This is a genomic window from Pseudarthrobacter kochi, assembly GCF_055412805.1.
Window position 1 is genome coordinate 1 of sequence record NZ_JBVAYV010000046.1, and the last position, 24,446, is coordinate 24,446.

General features: G+C 61.1%; 20 protein-coding genes and 3 pseudogenes. 10 read left to right on the plus strand and 13 right to left on the minus strand.

Translation table 11 applies throughout. The features are described 5' to 3' along the window. Positions 1 to 109 precede the first annotated feature (109 nt). Together ACZY0Y_RS17000 and ACZY0Y_RS17005 are read left to right on the plus strand one after the other, a co-directional pair. Positions 110 to 910 (plus strand): annotated as a pseudogene (locus ACZY0Y_RS17000) (ISL3 family transposase); the annotation flags it as partial. A 40-nt stretch (positions 911 to 950) separates the two neighbouring features. Next, positions 951 to 1,262, plus strand: a pseudogene (locus ACZY0Y_RS17005) (transposase); the annotation flags it as partial. 104 nt (positions 1,263 to 1,366) lie between these two features. Here the strand turns inward: ACZY0Y_RS17005 and ACZY0Y_RS17010 are convergent. The 4 genes from ACZY0Y_RS17010 to ACZY0Y_RS17025 all read right to left on the minus strand — a co-directional run bounded on the left by ACZY0Y_RS17010 (position 1,367) and on the right by ACZY0Y_RS17025 (position 6,447). Continuing rightward, positions 1,367 to 2,437: a polysaccharide biosynthesis protein gene (locus ACZY0Y_RS17010; protein ID WP_463959326.1), complete on the minus strand. Its 1,071-nt coding sequence runs from the start codon at positions 2,435 to 2,437 to the stop codon at positions 1,367 to 1,369. 209 nt (positions 2,438 to 2,646) lie between these two features. Continuing rightward, positions 2,647 to 3,072 (minus strand): hypothetical protein, encoded by a 426-nt coding sequence (locus tag ACZY0Y_RS17015; RefSeq protein ID WP_463959328.1) that lies wholly within the window; start codon positions 3,070 to 3,072, stop codon positions 2,647 to 2,649. A 1,237-nt stretch (positions 3,073 to 4,309) separates the two neighbouring features. Beyond that, a complete protein-coding gene (locus ACZY0Y_RS17020) occupies positions 4,310 to 5,416 on the minus strand; it encodes an EpsG family protein (RefSeq protein WP_463959329.1) in 1,107 nt (368 codons plus the stop codon). Between the two features lie 155 nt (positions 5,417 to 5,571). Beyond that, positions 5,572 to 6,447, minus strand: coding sequence for a glycosyltransferase family 2 protein (locus ACZY0Y_RS17025; RefSeq protein ID WP_463959331.1), 876 nt, complete (start codon positions 6,445 to 6,447; stop codon positions 5,572 to 5,574). Between the two features lie 224 nt (positions 6,448 to 6,671). Between ACZY0Y_RS17025 and ACZY0Y_RS17030 the strand changes: the two are divergent. From ACZY0Y_RS17030 to ACZY0Y_RS17055, 6 genes and pseudogenes are all read left to right on the plus strand, one after another. Beyond that, positions 6,672 to 7,559, plus strand: a pseudogene (locus ACZY0Y_RS17030) (IS5 family transposase). 84 nt (positions 7,560 to 7,643) lie between these two features. Further along, positions 7,644 to 9,119, plus strand: a complete 1,476-nt coding sequence (locus ACZY0Y_RS17035; RefSeq protein WP_463959333.1) for a tyrosine-protein kinase domain-containing protein — start codon at positions 7,644 to 7,646, stop codon at positions 9,117 to 9,119. A gap of 112 nt (positions 9,120 to 9,231) precedes the next feature. After that, the gene (locus ACZY0Y_RS17040) at positions 9,232 to 10,680 is read left to right on the plus strand and encodes a sugar transferase (protein WP_463959335.1); all 1,449 of its coding nucleotides are present in this window, start codon (positions 9,232 to 9,234) and stop codon (positions 10,678 to 10,680) included. Positions 10,681 to 10,748: 68 nt separating this feature from the next. Further along, positions 10,749 to 12,611 (plus strand): DUF4012 domain-containing protein, encoded by a 1,863-nt coding sequence (locus ACZY0Y_RS17045; RefSeq protein ID WP_463959337.1) that lies wholly within the window; start codon positions 10,749 to 10,751, stop codon positions 12,609 to 12,611. Positions 12,612 to 12,779: 168 nt separating this feature from the next. Then, complete coding sequence (locus ACZY0Y_RS17050) at positions 12,780 to 13,373, plus strand: LPXTG cell wall anchor domain-containing protein (protein ID WP_463959338.1); 594 nt, start codon at positions 12,780 to 12,782, stop codon at positions 13,371 to 13,373. 333 nt (positions 13,374 to 13,706) lie between these two features. Then, a complete protein-coding gene (locus ACZY0Y_RS17055) occupies positions 13,707 to 14,099 on the plus strand; it encodes a VanZ family protein (protein WP_463959340.1) in 393 nt (130 codons plus the stop codon). Here the strand turns inward: ACZY0Y_RS17055 and galU are convergent. The 7 genes from galU to paaA are packed head-to-tail and all read right to left on the minus strand — an operon-like array spanning position 14,092 to position 19,859. Next, the gene (gene galU, locus ACZY0Y_RS17060) at positions 14,092 to 14,982 is read right to left on the minus strand and encodes a UTP--glucose-1-phosphate uridylyltransferase GalU (protein ID WP_463959342.1); all 891 of its coding nucleotides are present in this window, start codon (positions 14,980 to 14,982) and stop codon (positions 14,092 to 14,094) included. The genes ACZY0Y_RS17055 and galU overlap by 8 nt on opposite strands. A gap of 38 nt (positions 14,983 to 15,020) precedes the next feature. Next, positions 15,021 to 15,800 (minus strand): enoyl-CoA hydratase/isomerase family protein, encoded by a 780-nt coding sequence (locus ACZY0Y_RS17065; protein ID WP_463959343.1) that lies wholly within the window; start codon positions 15,798 to 15,800, stop codon positions 15,021 to 15,023. A gap of 38 nt (positions 15,801 to 15,838) precedes the next feature. Further along, positions 15,839 to 17,071 (minus strand): 1,2-phenylacetyl-CoA epoxidase subunit PaaE, encoded by a 1,233-nt coding sequence (paaE, locus tag ACZY0Y_RS17070; protein ID WP_463959345.1) that lies wholly within the window; start codon positions 17,069 to 17,071, stop codon positions 15,839 to 15,841. 10 nt (positions 17,072 to 17,081) lie between these two features. After that, positions 17,082 to 17,618: a 1,2-phenylacetyl-CoA epoxidase subunit PaaD gene (paaD, locus tag ACZY0Y_RS17075; RefSeq protein ID WP_463959347.1), complete on the minus strand. Its 537-nt coding sequence runs from the start codon at positions 17,616 to 17,618 to the stop codon at positions 17,082 to 17,084. Positions 17,619 to 17,620: 2 nt separating this feature from the next. Next, complete coding sequence (paaC, locus tag ACZY0Y_RS17080; RefSeq protein ID WP_463959349.1) at positions 17,621 to 18,529, minus strand: 1,2-phenylacetyl-CoA epoxidase subunit PaaC; 909 nt, start codon at positions 18,527 to 18,529, stop codon at positions 17,621 to 17,623. Continuing rightward, on the minus strand, positions 18,526 to 18,831 hold the full coding sequence (gene paaB / locus ACZY0Y_RS17085; RefSeq protein ID WP_024367847.1) for a 1,2-phenylacetyl-CoA epoxidase subunit PaaB: 306 nt from the start codon (positions 18,829 to 18,831) through the stop codon (positions 18,526 to 18,528). Before paaB ends, paaC begins: the two co-directional genes overlap by 4 nt. Continuing rightward, positions 18,828 to 19,859, minus strand: a complete 1,032-nt coding sequence (gene paaA, locus ACZY0Y_RS17090; RefSeq protein ID WP_024367848.1) for a 1,2-phenylacetyl-CoA epoxidase subunit PaaA — start codon at positions 19,857 to 19,859, stop codon at positions 18,828 to 18,830. The genes paaB and paaA overlap by 4 nt, the downstream gene beginning before the upstream one ends. A 185-nt stretch (positions 19,860 to 20,044) precedes the next feature. Between paaA and ACZY0Y_RS17095 the strand changes: the two genes are divergently transcribed. After that, positions 20,045 to 20,635, plus strand: a complete 591-nt coding sequence (locus tag ACZY0Y_RS17095) for an arsenate reductase/protein-tyrosine-phosphatase family protein (RefSeq protein WP_463959351.1) — start codon at positions 20,045 to 20,047, stop codon at positions 20,633 to 20,635. A 72-nt stretch (positions 20,636 to 20,707) separates the two neighbouring features. After that, a complete protein-coding gene (locus tag ACZY0Y_RS17100; protein WP_463959353.1) occupies positions 20,708 to 21,787 on the plus strand; it encodes an LCP family protein in 1,080 nt (359 codons plus the stop codon). Positions 21,788 to 21,841: 54 nt separating this feature from the next. Here ACZY0Y_RS17100 and ACZY0Y_RS17105 read toward each other — a convergent pair whose 3' ends face one another. Both ACZY0Y_RS17105 and rfbB read right to left on the minus strand, forming a co-directional pair. Continuing rightward, a complete protein-coding gene (locus ACZY0Y_RS17105; RefSeq protein ID WP_463959355.1) occupies positions 21,842 to 23,251 on the minus strand; it encodes a sugar nucleotide-binding protein in 1,410 nt (469 codons plus the stop codon). A 3-nt stretch (positions 23,252 to 23,254) separates the two neighbouring features. Then, positions 23,255 to 24,253, minus strand: a complete 999-nt coding sequence (rfbB, locus tag ACZY0Y_RS17110) for a dTDP-glucose 4,6-dehydratase (protein WP_463959357.1) — start codon at positions 24,251 to 24,253, stop codon at positions 23,255 to 23,257. Between the last annotated feature and the right edge of the window lie 193 nt (positions 24,254 to 24,446).

The following is a 24,446-nucleotide window of genomic DNA, read 5'->3' on the forward strand; positions in this document are numbered from 1 at the left end:
CCGCCGGCCACCGCGATGGCCAATTTCAAGACAAAAAACCAGCCGCAAACCGTGGCTGCCTAACTGACAAGAAACCACCCGACTGTCTCACATCCTTGACACACCTCACATCGATGAGCACCGCTACCGGTCGGTGCGGTTCTTCCAAGACCCCGGCTCGAAGGCCTGGACCCGGTACGAGCCGTGGATGACAACGATCGTGGACCTGGACACCGGCCAGGTCCTGGGCATCGTGGACGGACGGGACCACAAGGGCGTCGGGGACTGGCTCTTCGCCCGCCCGCTTCAGTGGCGGCTCGGGGTGCAGGTCGTGGCGATCGACCCGTCCGCGGCGTTCAGGAAGGCGCTGCGGATGTGGCTGCCGCGCAGCGCTGTGTCGGTGGATCTCTTCCACGTCACGATGCTGGCCAACGACATGCTCACCTCGGTCCGCCAGGGCCTGTCCCAGCAGGTCCGGGGCCGGCGGGGCAGGGCCACGGACCCGGCCTGGGCGAACCGGATGCTGCTGCTGAAGGCTGATGAGAACCTCTCAGAACGGGGCCACCACCGGCTGGCCGGCGTGTTCGCCGCCGATGATCCGACGGGGAGCCTCCAGGCCGCCTGGCAGGTCAAGGAACAACTCCGCACGCTGCTGAACACTGGCTCCCTCGAAGACGCCGCCGCCGCGAAGTCTGCGCTGACGGACCTCGTGGAACGGGCCGCGATGCCGGAAACAAACAGGCTCTACAGGACCGTGTGCCGCTGGTGGGCCGAGATCGAAGTCCTCATCGTCACCGGGGCAACCACAGCCAAGGTAGAAGCCAATAACACAGCCATAAAACACATCAAACGAACCGCGCGAGGCTACCGAAACCCAGACAACTACAAATCGCGTATCCTCTTGAGAAGTGCAGCCCGGATGGCAGCATGAGCAATCATCTCAGCAGACCATTCCCCGGGAACCTTGAAGAGCCGCTTACCGCGAACCGGACCGGGTCCAGGGAAAAAAGCTGATGCAAGCCGTGATCGATTCCCTCAGCACAGCCGTCCCGGCCGCTCTCACCGAGCTCAAGACACTGGGACGGACACTTATACGCAGGGCCAACGACGTCCTGGCCTACTTCGAAAGACCCGGCACCTCGAACGGGCCTACCGAAGCGATTAACGGCCGGCTCGAACACCTCCGCGGCTCCGCCCTCGGCTTCCGCAACCTCACCAACTACATCGCCAGATCACTCCTCGAATCCGGCGGATTCAGACCGAAACTACACTCTCAATTCTGAAGAGCCCCTTTTGGGGTGCGGGTGTGAGGTGTCGCACTTCGTTGACACACCTCAGAGGACGACCACCCATCAGCAGATGTAACCAACCTGCTGGCTGAGTACAGCTAGATCCGTCGCCGGATGCGAATGATCGTTCCTCCCTGAACGATACACACGACGAATTCGCCGATAGCCAACCCCAGGGCCGCGCCAGTTCCCTGCATGCCCTGGCTGAGACCTATCATGGCTGGCAGCCCGACAACTGCGCCAGCGACAGTACTCCACAGAACCGCTCGTACCTGACCCAAAGGTACCAGGACGTGAGCACCCATCGCGGTGTTCAGCGACACGAAAAGGAACGACAGCCCAAACCACAGACATGTGGGTAGATCAGCTGACACAGACTGCCCAAACATGAGCGTCGTCGCCCCCGGTCCTGCGAGAACCATGATTCCCAGCCCAATGAGCCCAAGCAGTCCATGGCTAATCAGCGAGAACCGCATTCTCTCCTTTGTTTTGGCATTGTGCTCTGCGACCCAACCCTGAAAGCTGTTCCCCAGAGCTCCGACAGATAACAGCCCAACACGGTAGAGTTTTTCAGCCGAAACGAACATAGCCAAGCTGCTGATTGGGGCAGTGCCAGCTACTACCAAAATTGGGGTCACAGCGTATGCGCCGGCTGCAAACGTCGTGGCAAACGCTGTTCGCATCCCCCAAACACTGGCAAGCAGGTGTCCGCGGGATACGGTGCGAAAATCCTGCAAGTGGGAGTGACTCTTAGTGAAGAGGCCAGTGCCCAGCAGGGTACCGAGCAGAATCGATAGTGGGAACCAAACGATCTCATGTGTGGAAATGATCAGTGGAAAGCTGGCCGCCATTGCAACGAGCCGAGGAAGAACATCATAGCGAGCAATTTTTGAGGCAGAGCCAATGGCAATGCAAAACCAAGCGGGCGATAGGCCGGCAGCAGCCGAAGCTATGGCCATCCAAATTGTCGCCTGCATGTAGTCAGGCGGAGCCAATGCCGCACACACCACGACCAGGATCGGAAGACACAGAAAGAAAACGATACTGCGGTTCAGCAAACTGAGTGAGTAGATTCTTCTGCGTTCGCCAGCATCAGGAATTCGGGCCACTTGCGCAGGGCCAGTAAGCGTCCAACCAAGAGAAACAACAATGGTAGCAATTGCGCCCAAGGCTTGTCCGACACCAATTGCAGCCCAAGCCCCAGGTCCTCCGATTCGGGCAATGAAGGGGAGTAAAAGAAACGGAGCCAGCGAGGAAAGGAGCGGTAGTCCAGCGAAAGATGCGATGCGTCGGCCCATACCGACATTTCCGTCAGCTTTACTCGTCATTGTCAGTCCGGTCTTTCATGAGCGCACTCTCGGGTGAGTTCGCGCACGGCCTAGGGCATCCCATAATCCAGGGCATCTTTACCCCAGTGCCTATTCACAAAGACATCTTCAACCTCGAGGTTAAATTGTCTTCGTTCACCCTCAATGGCTGCGCGATAAAGATCTTGTTTTCCCACTTCTGCCTGTAGATTCTCTATGAGCCTTGGAATCATGCGGCTGACGTTGCAGACCTCGTCGCGACCGGGGGATACCTTATGTTCCCAAGGAATTGGAACGTCGCCGTAGAAAGCACCGGAGCCCCGGCGGCTGACGATTGTCAGGGAACGTGAAATTGCAGCTTCTCGTGGCAATCTGTCTTTTCCTGGGTGGTGGCCAAGGTCGATATAGATACCAGACTCTCTAAGAGTTGACACCACTTGCGAACGGCTCATGCCCTGTATTGGACGCCAAAGAACGGATGAATCGGTATGCTTCATGACTTCCCGAATAATATGGCCACCCTTCACGGGGTTGAAAGTAACAAGATTGGGTGTCCTTTGTGGAAGCTGAGTAGCATCGCGGAACTCGTCAAGGGGCGTGTAGTCAGACAACAGAGAAGGTGCGACGTTTAGATGGGCAAACAGGTACGCCCAGGCATACGACGATTGGACTGAGTGGACTATTCGGCTGCGGCGTATCCGCGCAACATCGAATGCCGTTCGCATCGATAATATTCTTGGTGCGATCCTAGAGGATCGGTCAAATATACGCATTGGAGCTGATCGTTCCACCGATTTGCGTGCGACAAATGTGGCGGAGTTATCTATGCTAAGCCACCAACAAATTGGCAGCGCGAACTTCAGATCGAAAAGATCGTTGATGAAGACTTCGGGTACAACCACAATGCTATCTGCTGCATCAACTACCCGTTTTGCTTCCGGAGCGTCATATATTTCGAACGCTGACGCCCTCTCTAGGTGGGTTGTGGAGGGGTGAGGCACTAGGAAGGCTCCCAAACCCTGACTTCGCAGGGCGTCAACCAATTGGTGCAGCGCTTCTGGGCCACCGCTCTTCAGTCCCCGCGGATAAACCACGTAGATGTTACTAGTCGGCGCGACCATTCGCTCCACCTTCTCGTTCTCGTCACATTCCGCGCAGCCCCTTTGTCGACGGCGCTGAAGTCAACCCTACCAACTTCAATACGGAGACCGCGTTTAGCGTCGGCTAGGGGCATTCCGAAGTGATCCACCTTTGGGCGTGTTGTACCGTGGAAGTAGAACTTCTATGCAGCCTTCCGTATGGTTCTTTTTTCTCCCAGGACGAAATGTAGGTAGCGGGTCCCATGGAGAGCCTGACAATGAAGGAACTTCGAGCGCAGCCGGCCGTGATGCGAAAGTTGCAGAGACGTCGGTCGGGGAAGTCACTTGGGCTCACAAGGTCCACCGGAGGGGAACCGGTTGCTTTGCCCTTGCCACGAAACCGAAGCTTGGACACGATCCGGGCCTTGCTGTCCCGGACAGAACGGGCTGTGTAAGCACCGCCAAACCACCAGGCGGATCTGACAGCTCTTGTCGATGAGCATAGGCCGCGGTCGCAAGGGCGGGCTTGGACGACGTGGGTGTGATCCGCTCGCCCAGCAGCGACGGAAATATTGCGATGCCGCGCGTGTACGAAAACTAGAAAAACGAGCGTATCCACCGTAGGCAACTGTTGACCTAATGCGCTACGTCTTAGTCAGTTAGAAATTAGTAGCTCAGGGATCACGTTGTATGGCAAGACTGTATTGAAGCTTGATATATAGAATGCAAAATACGCCATTGATCCTGCTACAAGGCACCATCGTAAAGCTCGAGCACCACTTGAAGCGACAATAACATTTGGCAAAAGAAAAATTAAGAAAATCCCGAAATATGGCTCAAATCGAGCTATGATCACGTTGGTCGTTCCAAGGAGGAGGACAATAGCAGAGACACACACATATGCTATGAACTTCGAGGTCCCAGGCGTGCGCGGCATTGACATCGCCAAAGCTATTAGCGCTACACGCACGGCCAACATCATCCAGGTTCCCAAGCCGGCACCGGATTCATCGAGATACGTTTCATACCGAGGGTTGAGGGCGGCGGCCAGGACGTTCGCCGCTCCACTGGTAAGCAGCACGTATGCTGCCATTGCACTCGAGGTTAACACAAAAGAAATCGATCTCCAGGTCGGCTTCCAGCGCGAAGCGGCCAACTGTACGACGAGGGCTACTAAAGCGGAAGAGTGGAATAGGACAGCCACCACGGACAAAGAGGCCCATTTTATCCGGCTTTCAGTCTTGTAGGAATCCGCCAAGACCAGAAAAGAGACTGATATTGACTGCCGAACCGCATTGAATGACAGCGCATAATAGCCTAGAAAAAAATAGAGAAAAACCGCCAGAGTGGGATCTTGACTTTTACGTTTAATTGCAAAGAGGATAGGCAAAATCGTCAAGATGGAGGCAATCCAAAACAAAAGGTATGGACTACTTGTAAATGCTCTCAATAAAAAGGCGAGAGTGACCCAACCCAACTCCTGTGGCACGATTTCGAGCGAGTCGAGGAGGGAATTCGGATTGATAGCTCTATATAGAGCCTCATAAAGAGGATAGTCTGTCCCCACTTCATACCTAATGCCCGCAAATACTGCAAGGACAAGTGCGATCGCTGCAACGGGCACTCCAGGTTTTCGTGCGTTCTCAAACTCCGGCCTAGCCATGTCAAATTCGTGACCCACAACGCGTTTACGAAGACCTGTGTAGTTATGGAGATACGTAATCGCTACTACCAGTAGCCCCACAGCGTAGTAAACCAGCACCGTGCGCTCCTACTCCATTATTTGATTCGATCCAACGGGCGAGTCATAAGTACCACGGCAACCGACATATATACCTGAGTGATATCCGCCATTCGCTTCTCCAGAACGGACCCGAACGGCCAGGGCTCACTGCACAAACTGGTTGTTGTGCACCTTTAATCCCACCCGGGAACCGCTGACCGACAGACTGCATCCAGAACAGCCTGGGCTTCTTCCCGTTCTGATTGTTGTACCTTGGTGAACTTGGTCCGGTAAAGGACCGTCAATAGGCTCATTCGAGAGAAAACCTGAAATATTATTTGTTTGACCATTGATTCTGCAATCTTCAGATTTACCCAAATAGGGGGTGCGACACTTGGTCCAGCTTCCCTCAAAAGTTTGCGGTCATACCGCGCCGTCAAGCCCTGCTTCGGGATGGAAAGTTCTCTCGGAACCATGCAAAACAGCAGCCTGTCCGGCAATTTTGAGTATGAACTGAATGGAGCGGCTCGTAGCCAAAGCTCCTTGTCTTCCGTTCTAACTCGAGAAGGATCGTAAGGGTTATCTATCGCCCACTTCGTTTTGAATGCCACCGTGGGATGGGAGAAGACCCCACTTTTCAGATATCCAGATAAATGGTCAGGCAAACTCGGTTCATCATAGGAGCCCTGCACGTCGTAGTCTTCATTAACGAGGTAACTTCCTGACCCCAGCACGTCTACTAGTGGATTCGCATCCAAGAATGTGGCGAGTTTGGCGAGACGAAGCGGATGCATTACATCATCGGAATCCATGCGGACAATGTAGTCGGTGCCCGCCATAGACGATATCTCATTGAGCCGCACGGCTAGACCTTTATTCTTGGCGTGGGCCACAACCTTCACTCGGGTATCGTCTATTATCGATGCCCTATCGATAATAGACGCCGGAGAACCATCACAAACAATAATGAGCTTCCAGTCCTCATGAGTCTGCGCGAAAACGGATCTAACAGCCAGTTCAAAGGCCTTCAGGCCGTCTACAACGGGAAGGCCTATAGTCATGCTCGGCATTCGCAGAACTCCATTCAGGTACGACCGGCAGTCAATTAGAGGCCGAGTATTCGCTGCATCCGGCATCTCCACACGGTGCCGAGACAGTCTAGCAAGCTAGAGCCGCGCCACGGACCCCGTCAGTGAATTCCGGTCACAGGCACGATCTCGCAGCGAAATGTGTCTCTGATTGATCTAGGGCGTGTCTCCCAAATCCTGTTCTCGTGAGGCGGGATGCTTGAGGGGTGTCTCGTACTTCTGTCTTGACCGATGGGCAGTGGGCCCGTATTCAGCCGTTGCTTCCTTCGTCTGCGGGGCGTCGGGGTCGTCCGTTCCGCGACGATCGCCGGGTCGTGGAGGGCATCATCTACCGGTATCGGTGCGGGATCGCCTGGCGTGACATGCCGGCGGAGTTCGGTCCGTGGCAGACGATTTGGAAACGTCACCGCCGTTACAGCGTTGACGGCACGTGGGACCGGATCCTGGGCAGGCTGCTGACGGTGGCGGACGCGCGGGGCGAAGTGGATTGGTCTGTCTCCGTGGACTCGACGGTCAACCGTGCCCACCAGCACGGCACAAACCTTCCCCGTCCCACAGGGTGCCCCGTCGAATTACATGAATCTGTTTGATGAACCAGCCGATCATGCGATTGGCCGTTCCCGCGGCGGACTGAGCACGAAGATCCATGCCCTTGTTGATGGCAAGGGCAGGCCTTTGGTGCTGCTGGTTGCGCCCCGGCAGGGCGGAGATGCGCCCATGTTTCCGCATTTGATCGAGCAGTTGAAAATTAGCCGGGCAGGCCGCGGACCCGCCCGGACCGTGTTCGCGGCGACAAGGCCTACTCCTCCCGGGCGATCCGGAACCTTCTGCGAGGACGAGGAATCGCCGCGGTCATCCCGAAACCAAAGGATCAGATCGGCCATCGGAAACGACGCGGTTCAGCAGGCGGCAGGCCCCCGCTCTTTGACAAAGAGGACTACAAAGGCCGCAACGTGGTCGAACGGAACTTCAATACCTTCAAGCAATAGCGAGGCCTGGCAACCCGCTACGACAAACTCGCCCTGACCTACCGCGGCGGAGCCGTGCTCCGAGCAGTCAGCATCTGGCTGGCTACTCTAGGAGACACGCCCTAGGTGTCCTGGCATCGAACCTAGGACGGTAGGATCAAGAAGTTGTCACCATCAAGGCACACCGGTTCCGCCAGAAGGGTCTAAATCTTGGAGCTAAGCGACTACCTGCGCATCTTACGCCGCAATTGGATCTTAATTGTCGCCCTATCCCTGCTTGGCATCATGAGCGCGGGTACCGTGTCTTTGCTTGTTGAACCCACCTACACGGCCCAAACCAAGCTGTTCGTTGCTATCCAGGGCTCCGGATCTGCCGCCGACCTTCAGCAGGGAAACACCTTCAGTCAGGCACGCGTGCAGTCCTACGTCGAGACGGTCGGTACCCCTGCTGTCTTGCAGCCGGCTATTGACAATTTGGGCCTAGATAAGACACCGACAGAACTTGCGCATCACATCGAAGCCACCTCCGACCTCAAGACCGTAATTATTACGATCGCGGCTTCTGACACGTCACCGGTTCGTGCAGCAGCCATAGCTCAGGCGGTAGGAAGCAGCCTAATTTCTGTCATCGACAAGATAGAGAGTCCAACTAGTGGTGGCAGCTCTCCGGTCCGGCTTTCGGTCGTTACGCCAGCCAGCGCCCCCGCCTTGCCATCCGCCCCCAATACCCGTTTGAACGTAGTTATAGGCGGAATCTGCGGTCTGGCGATTGGATTCGGCATGGCAATCTTCCGCACCTTGCTAGACACTAAGGTCCGCGGTGAGGCAGACTTACGTCGCGCCACAGACGCGTCAATCCTCGGAGGAATCTCATTCGATGCCGATGCGGTTAAGAAGCCTTTGCTCACTCAAGCCGCATTTCAAAGCCCTCGGGCTGAGTCCTTCCGCCAAATACGCACCAACCTCCAGTTCGCTCACGTCAGTCACAATTCAAAAACAGTTCTAGTCACATCGTCCCTTCCCGGCGAAGGAAAAACGACTACGGCAACGAACTTGGCTATTGCAATTGCCCAAGGTGGACAGTCTGTTGTCCTTGTCGATGCCGACCTGCGGAGACCACGCGTCGATGACTATCTCGGGCTAGATCGCCATGCGGGCTTGACCACCGCTTTAGTTGGCCAAGTCGACGTAAACGATCTGCTTCAACCTTGGGGCGAGGACAACCTATTTGTACTGACCGCTGGCCAACTCCCCCCCAACCCTAGCGAACTGCTGGGATCGGCGGCAATGAAGGACCTGATTACTCGACTAGAACATGCTTTCGATGCAGTAGTAATCGATGCTCCCCCGCTACTTCCGGTGACCGACTCTGCAGTTTTGGCCCAGCAGGTAGGAGGAGTCGTGCTGGTAATAGGATCATCGAAAGTTAAGCTCCCCGAACTGGAAAAATCTCTTGCCGCGCTCAAAATGGTCCAGGCCGATCTATTGGGCGTCATACTCAATTTGCTGCCCACTAAGGGGCCCGACTCTTATGCATACAACTACTACAGCTATGCTTCAGACCCGATAAAGGGAAAGAAGAGACTCACCATTCCAGGCGATAGTTGGGGCGATATTCCTTCTGAAGAGGACCCCAAATCAGCCGTGACTGGGAGGTTTCCCCATCGCGGTCGAGAGTTTTTTTAGGCGCCACCCTCTCCCCTGAGTCAGGGTTTCATGCCTGAGCTAAGGAGACGGGTGTCGCAAGAATGCCCACATCTAATTCGATAGTTGATCAGAACCAGCAGTAGGGACACAATTGGGGACGCCGCAGCGCAGTATCGATTGGCAGCGACGATATAGGCGCTACCTTGTACTGGTCGATGCGGGAGTTGTTTCCTGGGCCGTAGCGGGCGCTTTTGGCGTCAGATTTGGCTTTTCGAACATCAACAACGGGCAGGTCCGCGACGTCGACTACGCAGTCTTTTCATCAATACTGGCATTAGTTTGGTGGCTGATGTTGGGGATTTGGAGCTCAAGGGAGCCAAAAATACTCGGCTCGGGCTCAGAGGAGTATAGGCGTGTTATTGCCGCATCCGCCTGGCTCTTTGGGTTTGTGGCAGTGGTGTCATATGCACTCCGGATTGACACTGCTCGCGGGTTCGTTGGACTTGCATTTCCGGCCGGTGTCGTCGGCTTGTTGATTGCCAGGTGGCTTGTTCGGCAGCACCTTGCGCTTGAGCGAAGTCGAGGTCATAGCGCATCTCGAGTACTCATCATCGGAGGGCCCCACTCCGCTGCTCATCTGGCGCGTTCGCTGCTCAGCGCACCCGCGGCCGGATACTTACCGGTGGCCGCTCACTTGCCCGGAGCCATTGGCGACCGACACAGCCTCGCCGACTTGGCCATCCCGGTGACCGGCACTCAGACAGACTTCGAGTCGATTCTGTCAAAAATCATCGCCACGAATGTCGATGCCGTCGCAATTTCCGCCGGAGTCAACATGCACCCCCACGACCTTCGGAAGCTCGGTTGGGAACTGGCTGCCCGCAACACCGGCATGATTCTGGCTCCAGCATTGACTGATATTGCAGGTCCACGCATCCACACTCAGCCCGTCGCCGGGTTGCCGCTGATTCACGTCTCGACTCCCAAGCTCACCGGCGGCAAGAAGGTGGCGAAGAGAGCTTTCGACCTTGCCTTCGCGGGCTTGCTCTGCGCAGTCTTGTCACCCGTCTTTGTGGGCCTCGCGCTGCTCGTCAAGTTCTCGAGTCCCGGACCAATCTTTTATGAGCAAGAGAGAATCGGCCTTCGCGGTACAACGTTCAGGATGCTTAAGTTCCGCTCTATGAGAGTGAACGCCGATGCAGAGCTGGGTGCCCTGCTCCAAGCCCAAGGGTCAGCCGGCACGCCACTCTTCAAAGTTGACAACGACCCACGTGTTACGCGGCTGGGGCGCATCCTCCGAAAGTACTCGCTGGACGAGCTCCCGCAACTGCTGAACGTGCTGAGTGGCAGCATGAGCCTTGTCGGCCCCCGTCCGCAACGCGAAGGCGAAGTCGCCCTCTACGACGATGCTGCCCACCGTCGCCTCTACGTCAGCCCAGGCATGAGCGGTCTGTGGCAAGTCAGTGGGCGCTCCAACCTAACCTGGGAAGAAAGTATTCGTCTGGACCTCTACTACGTGGAGAACTGGTCCCTGATGGGTGACGTCGTGATTCTTTTCAAGACTTTCAAAGCAGTGTTTGCCAGCACCGGAGCGGTCTAGCCTTTGGCCCTCGTCTATGGTGTGAAGCTCTCGCACCGGATGGGTTCAAACTAACGATGAAAGAACAAATGGAAAACACCGACTCAGTCTCCACTTTCGGCACTCACCCGGCGCAAACTAAGCGGAGCGGAAAGCGTCGGCAGCTAAGGAGAGCACTTTGGGCCGGTCTTGGTGCCATGCTGATTTTGGGTTCACTTGCCGGGCTCAGTGTCACCGCAAACACAATCAAGACCGAACTGACGGCCGCCAGCGACCTATTGCCCACGCTGAAGAACGACATCCTTCGCCGGGACGCGGTGTCCGCCGAAGAGACAGTTCGAAAGCTGAAGGACCACACCACGGCTGCAAGAGAGGCTGGATCCACTCCTCTGTGGTCTTCTGCACACGTAATTCCTTGGCTGGGAGCTAACTTCCAGGCTGCCAGCGAGGTTGCTACCACGGCAGACGACGTCGCCCGCCTAGGAGCAGCGCCACTGGTCAGCGTCTTTCAAACTCTGGACTGGCGGACGCTGACGCCAAACAAAGATGGCATCGATCTTGGCCCCCTGAGGGCAGCGGAACCAAAAATCGTGTCTGCTGCCCACGCGGTGCGGCAGTCTTCTGAACGATTGAATCAGATCGACTCCAGCGCGCTGCTGCCACAAATCGCTGGTCCCCTGACCCGAGCGAGCGAACAACTGAGTTCCTTGCGCGATGACCTCGACGCAGCAGCAAACGTGGCAAGGGTTGCGCCTTCCATGATGGGAAGCGCAGCCCAACGCAATTATTTGTTACTGATCCAGAACAATGCCGAGATCCGTGCCACCGGCGGGATACCCGGTGCCCTGGCAGTCCTGACCTTAGACAACGGCAAAATGTCACTATCCGGTCAAAGTAGCGCTGGAGACGTCGGCGTCATGTCGCCGACTTTGCCCGTGGAGCCCGAACAACAGCAAATCTACTCGCCCCGACTGGGCACCTACATGCAGGACGTCAACTTGACGCCTGACTTTCCCACATCAGCGAGTATTGCCCAGGCAATGTGGGAGAGGAAGACGGGTCAGCATTTAGACGGGGTGATCTCCATTGATCCCGTGGCTTTGGGATACGTTCTCGACGCAACCGGCCCGGTCACGCTTAGCGACCCCAAACTTGTGGCCCTTGCAAAAGCGGGATTGCCAACCGAACTGGACGGCACGAACGTCGTACCCACCCTGCTTTCCGATGTCTACGCCAAAATCAGCCGCCCACAACTTCAAGACGTGTACTTTGCAGGCGTGGCACAGGAAATCTTTTCAGCGCTCTCCAGTGGCAAAAGCGACGCAAAAGGTCTGATCGAAGGCATTACCCGGGGAACAGCAGAGGGCCGGGTCCTCATCTGGTCCGGCACAGGCGCCGAACAAGACGTCATCGGGAAATATCCCCTCAGCGGCTCGATCGCCGGCCCGAGCGTCGCCCCGGCTCAGTTCGGCGTCTACTTCAACGATGGCACCGGCGCCAAGATGGACTACTACGTCAAACGGACTGTGCAACTCGTGGAGGAATGCACCGGCGACGGGTACCGGCAGGTCAAGGTGCGCGTCACCAGCACAAATACCGCTCCAGCAGACGCGGCCACATCACTCCCGGAGTATGTCACCGGAGGGGGTGCCTTCGGGGTTCCTGCCGGGACAGTACGGACCAATGTGATCGCCTACGGGCCCACACAGGCCAATGTGGAAACGGCCCGCGTTGACGGCAAGAAGGCGAACTTCTCCGCCCAACACCACGCCAATCGGCCGGTGGGCACGCTCACAGTCACACTGGCCCCTGGCCAAAGCAGTCAAGTGGAATTCACCTTCGGAAAAATAGTCCAGCACACGGACCCTACAGTGGTTGTGACGCCCACTGTCCAGGCACTCAATGACGTCATTCTGCCCCCGGAGAACACTGGGTGCGGAGCGTCCAAGTAACCGTTGAGTAAACAGTTGGTAAAGTAACTTGCGTAACTTTGGTAACACGCGTTCCGGATGCTAGTGTCTCCAAGGACTTAACTTATGAGATTTCATCCTGCGACCATTCGTGGAACCGAAATCTCCACCATTGACGTGACATACGTATTTACGGTCTCAGGGGGACACATGAAGAAATCACTCGCAGCCATCACGCTGGCCGGATCCATTGCAATGCTTGGCGCGGTTCCGGCCATGGCAACCACCTACCCGGCACCGCCTGCACAGGGCACCGTCTCCGACGGAACGGTAGCCCCGGGCGAAACCTTTACTTTCTCCGGCTCAGGCTTCATCGCTGGCGAATCCATCACCGTCACGGTCACCCTCACCGGTGCTCCGCAGGCCTCGAGCGGCGGTTTCGGCGGTGGTGTCAGCATGGCCGTCCCCACCAAGATCAACCTGCCGCTCGCAACGCAGACCTTCAGCACCAAGGCTGACGCCAGCGGCAACTTCGCGTTCCCGGTCACCATCAGTGCAGCCGGTACCTACACCCTGACCGCCACGGGCCAGACCTCCGGAAAGACCGTGACCTCCACGGTGAAGGTCTCCGGCGCGGCAGTCGGCACCAGCCTTGCAACTACAGGTAACGGAACCGCCCTGGCCAACACCGGCGCAGACACCAGCCTGCTCCTCTGGTCCCTGGTGGGCGGCGGCGCACTCGCAGCCGGCATCACCTCGGTAGTTGTGGTTCGCCGCCGTGCCAAGGCACCGGTAGCAGCCTAAGTATTACCCCAACGAAGGGTGGCTGTTTCTGCGACGTCTCGCAGCAACAGCCGCCCTTCGTTTTGTTTTAAGGCCGCGCCCACTGCTGCGGCGGACATGTGATATCTATGGGAAGTATGGGGAGACATTGGCGGACCAGACGACACCTGCTACGGCTGTCCATTCCCCCGCTTCCCCGATTCTCCCTTGGCGGGTTTCCGCGGGCCGCACTTCCCTACCTTGCACTGGGATTGCTCGCCGTAGTTTCCCTAGGCGTGGCCGTCCTGGCGGTGGCCAGAACAGCCTGAGCCGCGGATGACGGCTCCCGGTCCCCTACCGATGTGGGGATGGCTCTTGGCAGGGTATCTCGCAGTCCTGGCCCTCATCGGCTTCTGGCCGTCGCCCGTGGATGCGCCGGCACAGGGCTTGCTGGCCGACGTACTCTCACGTTTGCACTCAGCGGGAGTACCGGGTTGGTTCAGCTACAGCACCGTGGAAGCAACTGCCAACGTGCTTCTTTTTGTTCCCTTGGGGCTCGCCGCGACGCTTGGCTTAGGCTCCAACTGGCGGCAAACCGTGGTTCTGGGCGCACTGGCCTCAGCATGCATGGAGCTGGGCCAGCTGCTGTTCCTCCAGCACCGTTTCCCGAGCCTTATTGACGTCGCCACAAACACGTTCGGAACCCTGTTGGGTTTCCTCCTGGCCAGAACATTTATGTACCGGCGCAATGACGTGGTGGTCAGCTGACGAAAGCCTTCATCCAGGCCTTGAGTTCCTCGCCGAATTCGACCCGTTCGGAGGCGATCGAAATGACCGCCTTGAGGTAGCTCAGTTTGTCGCCGGTGTCATAGCGGCGGCCCTTGAAGACCACCCCGTAGACACCCCCGCCCTCGCAGTCCGACGTGGCAAGCGTCTGGAGGGCATCGGTGAGCTGGATTTCCCCGCCGCGGCCGGGCTCTGTCTCCTCCAGCACGTCGAAGACCGCCGGGTGGAGCACGTAGCGGCCGATCACGGCCAGGTTTGAGGGGGCATCGGCGATGGACGGTTTTTCCACGAGCCGGTTGACGCGCACGTGGCCCTCGCCGTCGACGGCTGAAACATCGGCACAGCCATAGGCGCTGATCTCGGTAGGATCCACCTCAATCAGGGCGACCACCGAGCCGCCGGTCCGGGCCTGCACCTCGATCATGGTGCTCAGCAGCTCATCGCGTTCGTCGATCAGGTCATCGCCGAGCAGCACCGCGAACGGCTCGTCGCCGATATGCTGGCGGGCGCACAGGACAGCGTGCCCCAGTCCCTTCGGGTCCCCCTGGCGCACGTAGTAGAGGGGCCCCAGGGAAGAAGCGTGCTGGACGGCTTCGAGTTTCTCAAGATCGCCCTTGAGTTCCAGGGCCCGTTCCAGGCTGGGCTCACGGTCGAAGTGGTCCTCGAGCGCGCGCTTCTGCCGGCCGGTAATCATCAGCAGGTCGGTCAGGCCGGCGCGGACGGCCTCCTCGACAACGTACTGGATGGCCGGTTGGTCGACCACCGGCAGCATTTCCTTGGGCATCGCTTTGGTGGCGGGCAGGAACCGTGTTCCCAGTCCGGCGGCAGGAATGACAGCTTTAGTTACTGGTTTCCCCAAAGTCATAACCGAACCTTACAAGGGCACCTTCAAAATGAGAATGGTTAGCCCCTGAACACCGGCTTGCGCTTCTCCTGGAAGGCCCGGAATCCCTCGGAGTAATCGTCGGTCTTGCAGAGGCGTGCCTGTTCGGCGTTCTCCTCTTCCATGGACTCCCAGAGGCCCAGTCGCTGGTCCCGGATGTGCGCCACGAGTTCCTTGCTGGCCGTGAACGCAGTGGTGGCGCCGGCGGCGGCCTTGGCAACGATGGCGCGGGTGTTCTCCAGGAGGTCAGCTGCGGGCATGGCCCGGCTGAACATTCCCTGCGCCACGGCGTCCGCGCCGCTCATGAGCTCGGCCGTGTAAATCAGGTCCAGGGTCCGGTGCATGCCGAGGCGTTCGGTGAAGTACCAGTGGCCGCCGGAATCGAGCGTGGCACCCAGGTTCGCGAAGGGGGAACCGAACTTGGCGTTCTCCGCCACGTAGACCACATCCGTCGCCAGCAGCAGCCCCAGCCCGACGCCCAGGCAGGCGCCCTGGGCCGCCGCGAAGGTGGGCGCCGGGAAAGCGCTCATCTTCTTGAGCAGCGGCTGCAGGAGCCCGCCCAGATAGCCTTGGACGTCGTCCGTCTCTGGCGTGACGCCGGCGATGTCCCGGCCCGCGCAGAAGGCGCGGCCCTCTCCCCGCAGCAGCAGCGCCCGCACCTCGCCGCGCGAGGCAGCGGCAGCGGCGTCGTCGTACGCCCGTGACAGATCCCGGAGGGCCTGCTCGTCGAGCGAGTTGAGCTTGTGGGGGGCGTCAAGGACGATCTCGGCGACGCCGCCGGCGATGGAGAGGGAAATCATGGGGCTCCTGGGGTCGGGGCGGGAAGCGGGCTGGGCTGCTAGACGTCGAAGTCGACGGTGACTTCCGGCGTGGTGGGGTGGGACTGGCAGGTGAGCACGTAGCCCTTGTCCAGTTCGTCCTGCTCCAGCGCGTAGTTCTCGTCCATGGTGACGGCACCGGTGACCACTTTGGCGCGGCAGGTTCCGCAGACGCCTCCGGCACACGCGAACGGGACGTCCGGGCGGACCCGGAGGGCGGCGTTGAGGATCGATTCGCGGGCGTGCGTGGGGCTGGCCACCTCGCCCTGGAGGCCGTCCAGCTTGAACGTGATCTTGTACGTCGCCTGGGACTCGTCCACAATCACAGGCCGGCCGGCGTTGCCCTCGGGGCGGTCCGGCTTGCCGGTGGTGAACAGTTCGAAGCGGATGTGCTCCGGGTTGACGCCGCGCTCGGCCAGGGTGTCCCGGCACAGCTGGACGAGCTCGAACGGGCCGCACAGGAACCACTCGTCGACGTCGTCGGCGTGGATGGCGGTCCCCAGCAGGGCCTGGAGCTTCTCGGCGTCGATCCGGCCGCTGAGCAGCGGGGCGATGCGCTGTTCGCGGGAGAGCACGTGGTGCAGGGCGAGCCGGGCGGGGTACTTGTCCTTGAGGTCGGCAAGTTCCTCGAGGAACATCACGTCCATGGCGGCCTTGTTGGCGTAGACCAGGTCGAAGCGGGTTTCCGGGTGCGCCGCGAGCAGCGTCCGGGCAATCGCGATGACCGGGGTGATGCCGGAACCGGCGGCGATCGCGACGAAGGAGCCGGGCTCCCCCGCGAGTGCAGTTTCCATATCCTGCGGATCATTCATCGAGGTCATCAGGTTCTGCTCTTTGCCGTCACGGCCGTGCTTGGACACGAACGCGCCCATCGGGCTCATCACGTCCAGGACGTCGCCGGCCTTGAGCTCGGCGTTCGCCCAGGTGGAGAACAGTCCGCCCAGGTCCTTCTTGATGGCGACCCGGATTTCGCTGCTGCCGTCCGCGAAGCTCCGCGGTTCGGCGCAGATCGAGTAGCTGCGCCGGATTTCCTTCGGCTCGCCGGACTCATCCGGGAGGGTGGTGCGCAGGGCGACGTACTGGCCCGGGAGGTAATCGAACTGGCCGGCAAGCTCAGCCGGGACCCCGAAGGTCACCTCGATCGCGTCATCGGTGAGCCGGCGGACCTCATCCACCGTCAGCGGGTGGAAGGACGCGCGACGGCGGCCGGTGGCTGCAGCCGTTTCAGCGGCGGTCTGGCGGACAACAGGCATGGGTGCTTCCTTACAAAACTTTGAAGTAGTCGAACGGTTCCTTGCAGTCCTGGCAGACGTACAGCGCCTTACAGGAGGTGGAACCGAAGCGGGTGAGTTCCTTGGTGTTCAGCGATGAACACTGCGGGCATTTGACGGCGAGGGACAAGCGAACCGGCCCGGCATGCCGGACTGGTTTCCCATCAACAGCAGTGTGGCCCGACGGCGGGGCGATGCCGTATTCCTGCAGCTTGGCCTTGCCGGACTCGGTCATCCAGTCGGTGGTCCACGCCGGGGAGAGGACCAGTTCGACGCGGACGTGCGGGTAGCCGGCAGTGTGGAACGCCGCCGTGAGGTCGTCCCGGATAGCGTCCATCGCGGGGCAGCCGGAGTAGGTCGGCGTGATGGTGACCTGGACGGCGGGAACCGGCCCGCCGTCGTCGAACAGCTGGACGTTCCGGAGAATCCCCAGGTCCGCAACCGTGAGGACGGGGATTTCCGGATCGCAGACCGTGGCCGCGATGTCCCAGGCCTTCTGCTCGGCCGTCTTGGTGTCCGTCTCAGGCATGGCTACCAGCTTGCCCCGGGGTACTCGCGGGCGAGCACCTGCATTTCGGCGAGGAGGTAGCCGAGGTGTTCGGAGTGCAGCCCCTTGCGTCCGCCGCCGGGGGCGGGCCGGACCGTGGGAACGTCGAGTTCGGCCTCGGCGAGGACCTCGCCGGTGAGGCGGTCGAAGTCGGCGCGGAGGCTGGAGGGCTCGACGGCGGCACCGGACTCGCTGAGGCGGGCCGTGAGCTCGTCGTCGCGGAAGAGCTCATCGACGTAGGGCCAGATGACCTTGAAGCCGTGGATCATCTTCTCGCGGGATTCGTCCGTGCCCTGGGCCAGGCGCAGCACCCACTGGGCGCTGTGGTCGCGGTGGTAGTCCACTTCCTTGACCGCCTTGGCGGCGATGCCGGCCAGGGTGGCGTCGGTGGACTGCGTCAGCCGGCGGTAGAGCTCGAACTGGTAGTAGCTGACGACGAACTGGCGGGCGATGGTGACGGCGAAGTCGCCATTCGGGATCTCGAAGATCTCGACGGACCGGAACTCAGGCTCGCGGCGGAAGTATGCGAGGTCGTCCTCGCTGCGGCCGTCAAGGCCACCGGCGTAGCTGAGGAAGGACCGGGCGTGGCCCAGCTGGTCCAGCGCGATGTTGCCGAGGGCGATGTCCTCCTCGAGTTCCGGGGCGCGGGAGATCCAGTGGCCGAGGCGCTGCGAGAGGATCAGGGCGTCATCGCCCAGGCGCAGGGCGAACTCGGCGACGTCCTCGCTCGGCTTCGCGGTGCCGCGGCTGACGGCGAGGGCGATGTCCTCGGGGCGGAGGGCGTTGCCGGGGGTGATGCGGGTGGCGCTGGCCGTGGCTTCGCCGCTGTTGCCGGAGCCTTTGACGCCGACGGAGATGTCACCGTGGCCGGCCGTTTCAGGTGTGGTGCTCACAGGTGTTTCACGCCCTCGCTCTTGGTGTAGTACGTCGCGTGCCGGTAGTCCTTGCCCTGGGGCGACTCGAAGAACGAGCCCTTGGCGTCCGGATCGCTCGAGGCGATGGCGTCCGCCGGGACAACCCAGATGGACACGCCTTCGTTGCGCCGGGTGTAGAGGTCACGGGCGTTGCGCAGGGCCATGGCGGCGTCCGGCGCGTGCAGGGAGCCGGCGTGGACGTGGGAAAGGCCGCGGCTGGAGCGGACGAAGACTTCCCAGATGGGCCAGACGTTTCCTGCGTGCGGTTCGGGGGTGGTCATGCTGCGGATTCCTTTTCTGCTTGCTTCCGGCTCTGCTTTTCCGCGTAGGCGGCGGCGGCTTCGCGGACCCAGGTGCCGTTGTTGTGTGCTTCGCGGCGCCGTTCCAGGCGCTGGGCGTTGCAGGGGCCGCGGCCGGCGAGGACCTCGTGGAATTCATCCCAGTCCAGCGGGCCGTGCTCCCATTTTTTGGTTTCTTCGTTGAAGCGGATGTCCTTGTCCGGGAGGGTGAGCTCCAGGACCTTGACCTGCTCCATCATCATGCCGACGAAGCGGTTGCGCAGTTCGTCGTTGCTGAAGCGCTTGATGTTCCAGGCCATGGACTGCTTGGAGTTGGGCGAATCGTCATCCGGCGGGCCGAACATCATCAGGGCCGGGGCGTACCAGCGGTTCACGGCGTCCTGGGCCATCTGCTTCTGCTCGGGCGTGCCGTGGGAGAGTTCCAGGAGGATCTCGAAGCCCTGGCGCTGGTGGAAGGACTCTTCCTTGCAGACGCGGACCATGGCACGGCCGTACGGGCCGAAGGAGGCGCGGCACAGCGGCACCTGGTTGGCGATAGCGGCGCCGTCGACCATCCAGCCGATGGCACCCATGTCCGCCCAGGTGCGGGCGGGGTAGTTGAAGATGGAGGAGTACTTGGCCTTGCCGTCCATCAGGTCCTGGTTCATCGCATCGCGCGGCTGGCCGAGGGTTTCGGCGGCGGAGTACAGGTACAGGCCGTGGCCGGCCTCGTCCTGGACCTTGGCCATCAGGATGGCCTTGCGCTTGAGGCTGGGGGCGCGGGAGATCCAGTTGGCTTCCGGCTGCATGCCGATGATCTCCGAGTGCGCGTGCTGCGAGATCTGGCGCAGCAGGGTCTTGCGGTATGCCGGGGGCATCCAGTCGCGGGGTTCGATCCGCGAGTCATCCGCCATGACTTTGTCGAAGTATGCCTGGCCTTCAGCGTCACGCCGGGCCACATCTTCGAGGCTCTGTTCGTGCCGTGCCGCTGTTGGCTCTCCGGGCACTGACTGCAGGGTCTGCGATGCCATGGTTGCTCCTATGCATTTCCGATAAATAATTACCGACCGTTCGTTCAGGATATGCGGAAGGCGGGAGATGCGTCAAGCACCACGGCGCTCCGGTTGGGGTGTTCGCCGGTGCCCGCCGCGGTCCCCATGTTAAGTTGGAGCCTCCGGGTCACGATGATCCGCCCCTCTCCCGAAAGAGCCTCCACGTGGAATCGCCGCACCCTGTTCGCATCCTGACCGTCTGCACGGGCAACATCTGCCGCTCGCCGGTCGCCGAGCGGCTGCTGCAGGCGGGACTGGACCAGGTGCAGCCCGGCGGCTTTGTGGTGCGCAGCGCCGGAACCCGGGCCATGGTGGGCGATCCGATCCAGCCGCCCTCCGCCGAGATCATCAGGACCTACGGCGGGACCCCGGACGGCTTTGCGGCCCGCCTGCTGACGCCAAAAATCCTCAGGGAGTCTGACCTGGTGCTGGCGATGACCGCCAAGCACCGCGGCGACGTGATGCAGATGGACGCCTCCTTGCTGAAGCGGACCTTCACCATCCGTGAATTTGCCCGGATGCTTGGCGTGCTTGAGCAGCGCGACGCGACGGCGGCCGCCGGTGACATTCTCACTTTTTGGCGGGAACTTCCCGCCCGTGCGGCCTCCGTGCGGCACCTGGCGCTGGCCCCGGAGTCCGCCGACAACGACGTGGTGGACCCCTACCGGCGCGGGCCGGAGCTGTACAACCAGATGGAGGACGAGCTCGCCCCGGCCATCCTTGCCATCCTGCGGTTCGCCCGCCGGCACAGCTGACCGATTTCCGCCACCGTTTTTCGCCATCGTGCCGGACGCCCGATTGGCTGATGGCGGTGGTAGTGTCCGGCCATGGGAACGACGCCGGAACCAGCAGAAGCAGCCGCAGGCCCAGCCGCGGCACCGGGCGGAATGCACCGCCGTCGGACGATTGTCATCGCCGTCATTGCCGGGCTGGTGGTCCTCGCGGTGGCCACTGCGGCGTTCCTCCTGAACCGGCCCCGCACCGAAACCGCGGCCCCGGTGCAAACGTCCGCCCCGGCGCCGGAGACCTCACCCACCCCGACGCCGACGCCCACCCCGACCCCCACCCCGGATCCGCCGCCCACCGCGCTGAACATCCTGCTGATCGGCAGCGACAGCCGCGTGAACGAACGGGCCGTCGCGGCCTCCGGCGGAACCTCCGACCAGCGCGGCGACGCCCTCGTTTTCATCCATCTCCCGGCCGACCGCCAGAGCATCTACGGCATCTCCATCATGCGCGACCTCTGGGTGGACATCCCCGGCCACGGGGCAGCCAAGGTCAACGCCGGGCTCGAGCTGGGCGGGGTGCCGCTGATGACGCAGACGGTGGAATCCCTGCTGGGCCAGCACATCGACCACACCGTCATGCTGGATTTCCAGGGTTTCGCCGCCATGACGGACGCCCTCGGCGGCGTCGACGTCGACATCAAGCAGCCCTTCCAGGGCACCATCGACGACTACGTGTATTTTCCGGCGGGAGTGAACCGGCTCACCGGTGCGCAGGCGCTGTCCTTTGTCCGGGAGCGCAAGGCGTTCGCGGACGGTGACTACCAGCGGGTCCGGAACCAGCAGATCTTCCTCAAATCCGTGATGGCCAAGATGGCGGCCGAGGGCGGGCTGTCGGACCGCAACACCGTGAAGCAGTTGGTGGCGACGGTGCTCCCCCACGTCACGGTGGACCCGGGACTCACGGTGGAGACGCTCGAACGGCTCGCGTTCAGCCTGCGCAGCACGGCCCCCGGCAACGGCGTGTTCTTCACGCTGCCCACCGCCGGCGTCGGGACCAGCAGGGACGGCCAGTCGGTTATCTGGCCAGACCCCGCCGCCACCGCCGCCGTTGCCGCCGCACTGGCTTCCGGGACCCTGGCCGACTACATCGCCGCGAACGGGCTGCAGAACGGGAACTGACTTTGTCCGGGCGGTAGCGGCGGCGCCAAGTGCAGCGCTGGCCAGCCGGGAGGTCTACTCAGCCAGGTAGTCCGCGAGGGCTTCCTTCGCGTGCCTGGGCTGGAATCCCGCTGCCTGGATCTTGTCGAGAGGCAGCACGCTGTTGAGCGGCCGCGGCGCCGCCGCTTTGCCTTCGAAGTACTTGGCGGTACTGACTCCGGTGACGGCGTCCCGGGGCTTGGCGGAGAGTTCGTAGACGTCCCCGGCTATGTCGGCCCAGGACTGTGGTTCGCCGTCGTTGCTGAGGTTGTAGGCCCCGTATTCGGCGCCCGTTTCGAGCAGGTGCCGGATGCCGGCGGCGATGTCCTCGGTGAAGCTGAGCCGTCCGATCTGGTCGTTGACGACGGCTGGTTCGATGCCGCGTTGGGCCAGGGAGGCCATGGTGCGGACGAAGTTGGTGCCGTCGCCGATCACCCAGCTGGTCCGCACGATGTAGTGGCGGGGCACGACGGAAACGACGGCGTCGCCGGCTGCCTTGGTTTGGCCGTAGACGCCCAGCGGGGAGAATGCTTCGTCCTCGGTATGGACCTTGGCGCTGCCGTCGAAGACGTAGTCGGAGGAGACGTGCACGAGGACCAGGTTGTGGTCGACGGCGGCCCGGGCCAGGCGGGCGACGGCGGTGACGTTGATCGCCCAGGCGGTCCTGCGGCCTTCGGGGGTCTCGGCGGCGTCGACCGCGGTGTACGCAGCCGCGTTGATGATGGTGGAGTAGTTCTTCCAGTTCCGGGCGCTAAACGCCTCGTCACTGCCGAGGTCGAACTCTGCCCGGCCGGCGAACTCGACGGAAGAGTCGCCGTCGTAGAGTTTCCGCAGCGCCTTGCCGAGCTGTCCGTCGGCACCGACGACGAGGGTCTTCTTCGGCGGCATCGGGGTAACGTCCGCGAGCCGCGGGTGGTTTTTGTCCTTGTCCGAGAGTTCAGCTTGGTCCAGCGGTATGGGCCAGGCGATGGCGGCGGTCTCGTCGGCGAGGTTCAGGAAGGTGTACTGGCCCTGGGCGTCGGCGGACCAGTGGTCGTTGACCAGGTAGGTGTAGGCGGTGCAGTCCTCGAGGGTCTGGAAGCCGTTGCCGACCCCGCGGGGGATGAAGATGGCCTGGCTGGCGTCGAGTTCGGCGGTGAACACGGCACCGAACGTGGGGCCTTCGCGCAGGTCCACCCAGGCGCCGAAAATCCGGCCGGTGGCGACGGAAATGAACTTGTCCCACGGTTCGGCGTGGATCCCGCGGGTGGTGCCGGCCTTTTCGTTGAAGGAGATGTTGTTCTGCACCGGCCGGAAGTCCGGCAGGCCCAGGGTGACCATCTTTTCCCGCTGCCAGTTCTCCTTGAACCAGCCCCGGTTGTCGCCGTGGACCGGAAGGTCGTAGAGGACCACGCCGGGAATCGGGGTGTCGTGTGCGGTGAGCTTCTTGGAGAACTCGATCGGCATAATCTACTGGCCCTGTTCCGTGTACTTGGCTTCCGTGGCGGCCTTCTGCGGGCGCCACCAGTCCTCGTTGTCCCGGTACCAGGCAATGGTGTCCTCGATGCCGGCGTCGAAGTTGGAGAACCGCGGCTCCCAGGCGAGCTCGGTGCGGAGCTTGGTGGAGTCGATCGCGTAGCGCAGGTCATGGCCGGGCCGGTCCACGACGTGGTCGTAGGCGTCCGGTGCCTGGCCCATGTGCTTGAGGATCAGTTCGACGACGTCCTTGTTGTTCTTTTCCCCGTCGGCGCCGATCAGGTACGTCTCACCGATCCGGCCCCGGGCGATGATCGCCAGGACCGCGGAGGAGTGGTCGTTCGCGTGGATCCAGTCCCGGACGTTCTCGCCCTTGCCGTAGAGCTTGGGCCGGATCCCGTCGATCACGTTGGTGATCTGGCGCGGAATGAACTTCTCCACATGCTGGTACGGGCCGTAGTTGTTCGAGCAGTTGCTGATGGTCGCCTGCAGCCCGAAGGACCGCACCCACGCCCTCACCAGCAGGTCAGAGCCGGCCTTGGTGGAGGAATACGGGCTGGAGGGGTTGTACGGGGTGTTCTCGGTGAAGCGTTCCGGATCATCGAGCTCGAGGTCGCCGTAGACCTCGTCCGTGGAGATGTGGTGGAACCGCTTGCCGTGCTTCCGGGCCGCCTCGATCAGCGTGTACGTCCCGATGATGTTCGTGTCCAGGAACGGCCGCGGGTCATGCAAGGAATTGTCATTGTGCGACTCCGCCGCGTAATGGACCACGACGTCGGCCGCCGCCACGAGCCCGTCGACCACGGCGGCGTCGCAGATATCCCCCTGCACGAACGCGAAGCGCTCCGTAGGAAGGCCCGTCAGTGACTCCCGGTTGCCCGCGTAGGTGAGTTTATCCAGGACGGTCACGTGATCGTCTGTGTTCTCAAGTACATAGTGGACAAAGTTGGAACCGATGAAGCCGGCGCCGCCGGTCACGAGAAGTCGCTGCATGCTTTCCATCGTTCCACAGCAGGACAGATTTGGTTGAACAAGAAACCGCAGTGGAAGATGGGCGTCATGCGCGGAATTATCCGGCTCTTCAGAATTGAGAGTGTAGTTTCGGTCTGAATCCGCCGGATTCGAGGAGTGATCTGGCGATGTAGTTGGTGAGGTTGCGGAAGCCGAGGGCGGAGCCGCGGAGGTG

Coding starts and splice junctions, on each gene's coding strand:
- ACZY0Y_RS17045 (WP_463959337.1), top strand. CDS start 10,749: ATGGAAAACACCGACTCAGTCTCCACTTTCGGCACTCACCCGGCGCAA.
- galU (WP_463959342.1), bottom strand. CDS start 14,982: ATGACTTTGGGGAAACCAGTAACTAAAGCTGTCATTCCTGCCGCCGGA.
- ACZY0Y_RS17025 (WP_463959331.1), bottom strand. CDS start 6,447: ATGCCGAGCATGACTATAGGCCTTCCCGTTGTAGACGGCCTGAAGGCC.
- ACZY0Y_RS17065 (WP_463959343.1), bottom strand. CDS start 15,800: ATGATTTCCCTCTCCATCGCCGGCGGCGTCGCCGAGATCGTCCTTGAC.
- paaE (WP_463959345.1), bottom strand. CDS start 17,071: ATGCCTGTTGTCCGCCAGACCGCCGCTGAAACGGCTGCAGCCACCGGC.
- ACZY0Y_RS17105 (WP_463959355.1), bottom strand. CDS start 23,251: ATGCCGATCGAGTTCTCCAAGAAGCTCACCGCACACGACACCCCGATT.
- ACZY0Y_RS17015 (WP_463959328.1), bottom strand. CDS start 3,072: ATGAAGCATACCGATTCATCCGTTCTTTGGCGTCCAATACAGGGCATG.
- ACZY0Y_RS17050 (WP_463959338.1), top strand. CDS start 12,780: ATGAAGAAATCACTCGCAGCCATCACGCTGGCCGGATCCATTGCAATG.
- paaB (WP_024367847.1), bottom strand. CDS start 18,831: ATGACCACCCCCGAACCGCACGCAGGAAACGTCTGGCCCATCTGGGAA.
- rfbB (WP_463959357.1), bottom strand. CDS start 24,253: ATGCAGCGACTTCTCGTGACCGGCGGCGCCGGCTTCATCGGTTCCAAC.
- paaA (WP_024367848.1), bottom strand. CDS start 19,859: ATGGCATCGCAGACCCTGCAGTCAGTGCCCGGAGAGCCAACAGCGGCA.
- ACZY0Y_RS17100 (WP_463959353.1), top strand. CDS start 20,708: ATGGGAACGACGCCGGAACCAGCAGAAGCAGCCGCAGGCCCAGCCGCG.
- paaD (WP_463959347.1), bottom strand. CDS start 17,618: ATGCCTGAGACGGACACCAAGACGGCCGAGCAGAAGGCCTGGGACATC.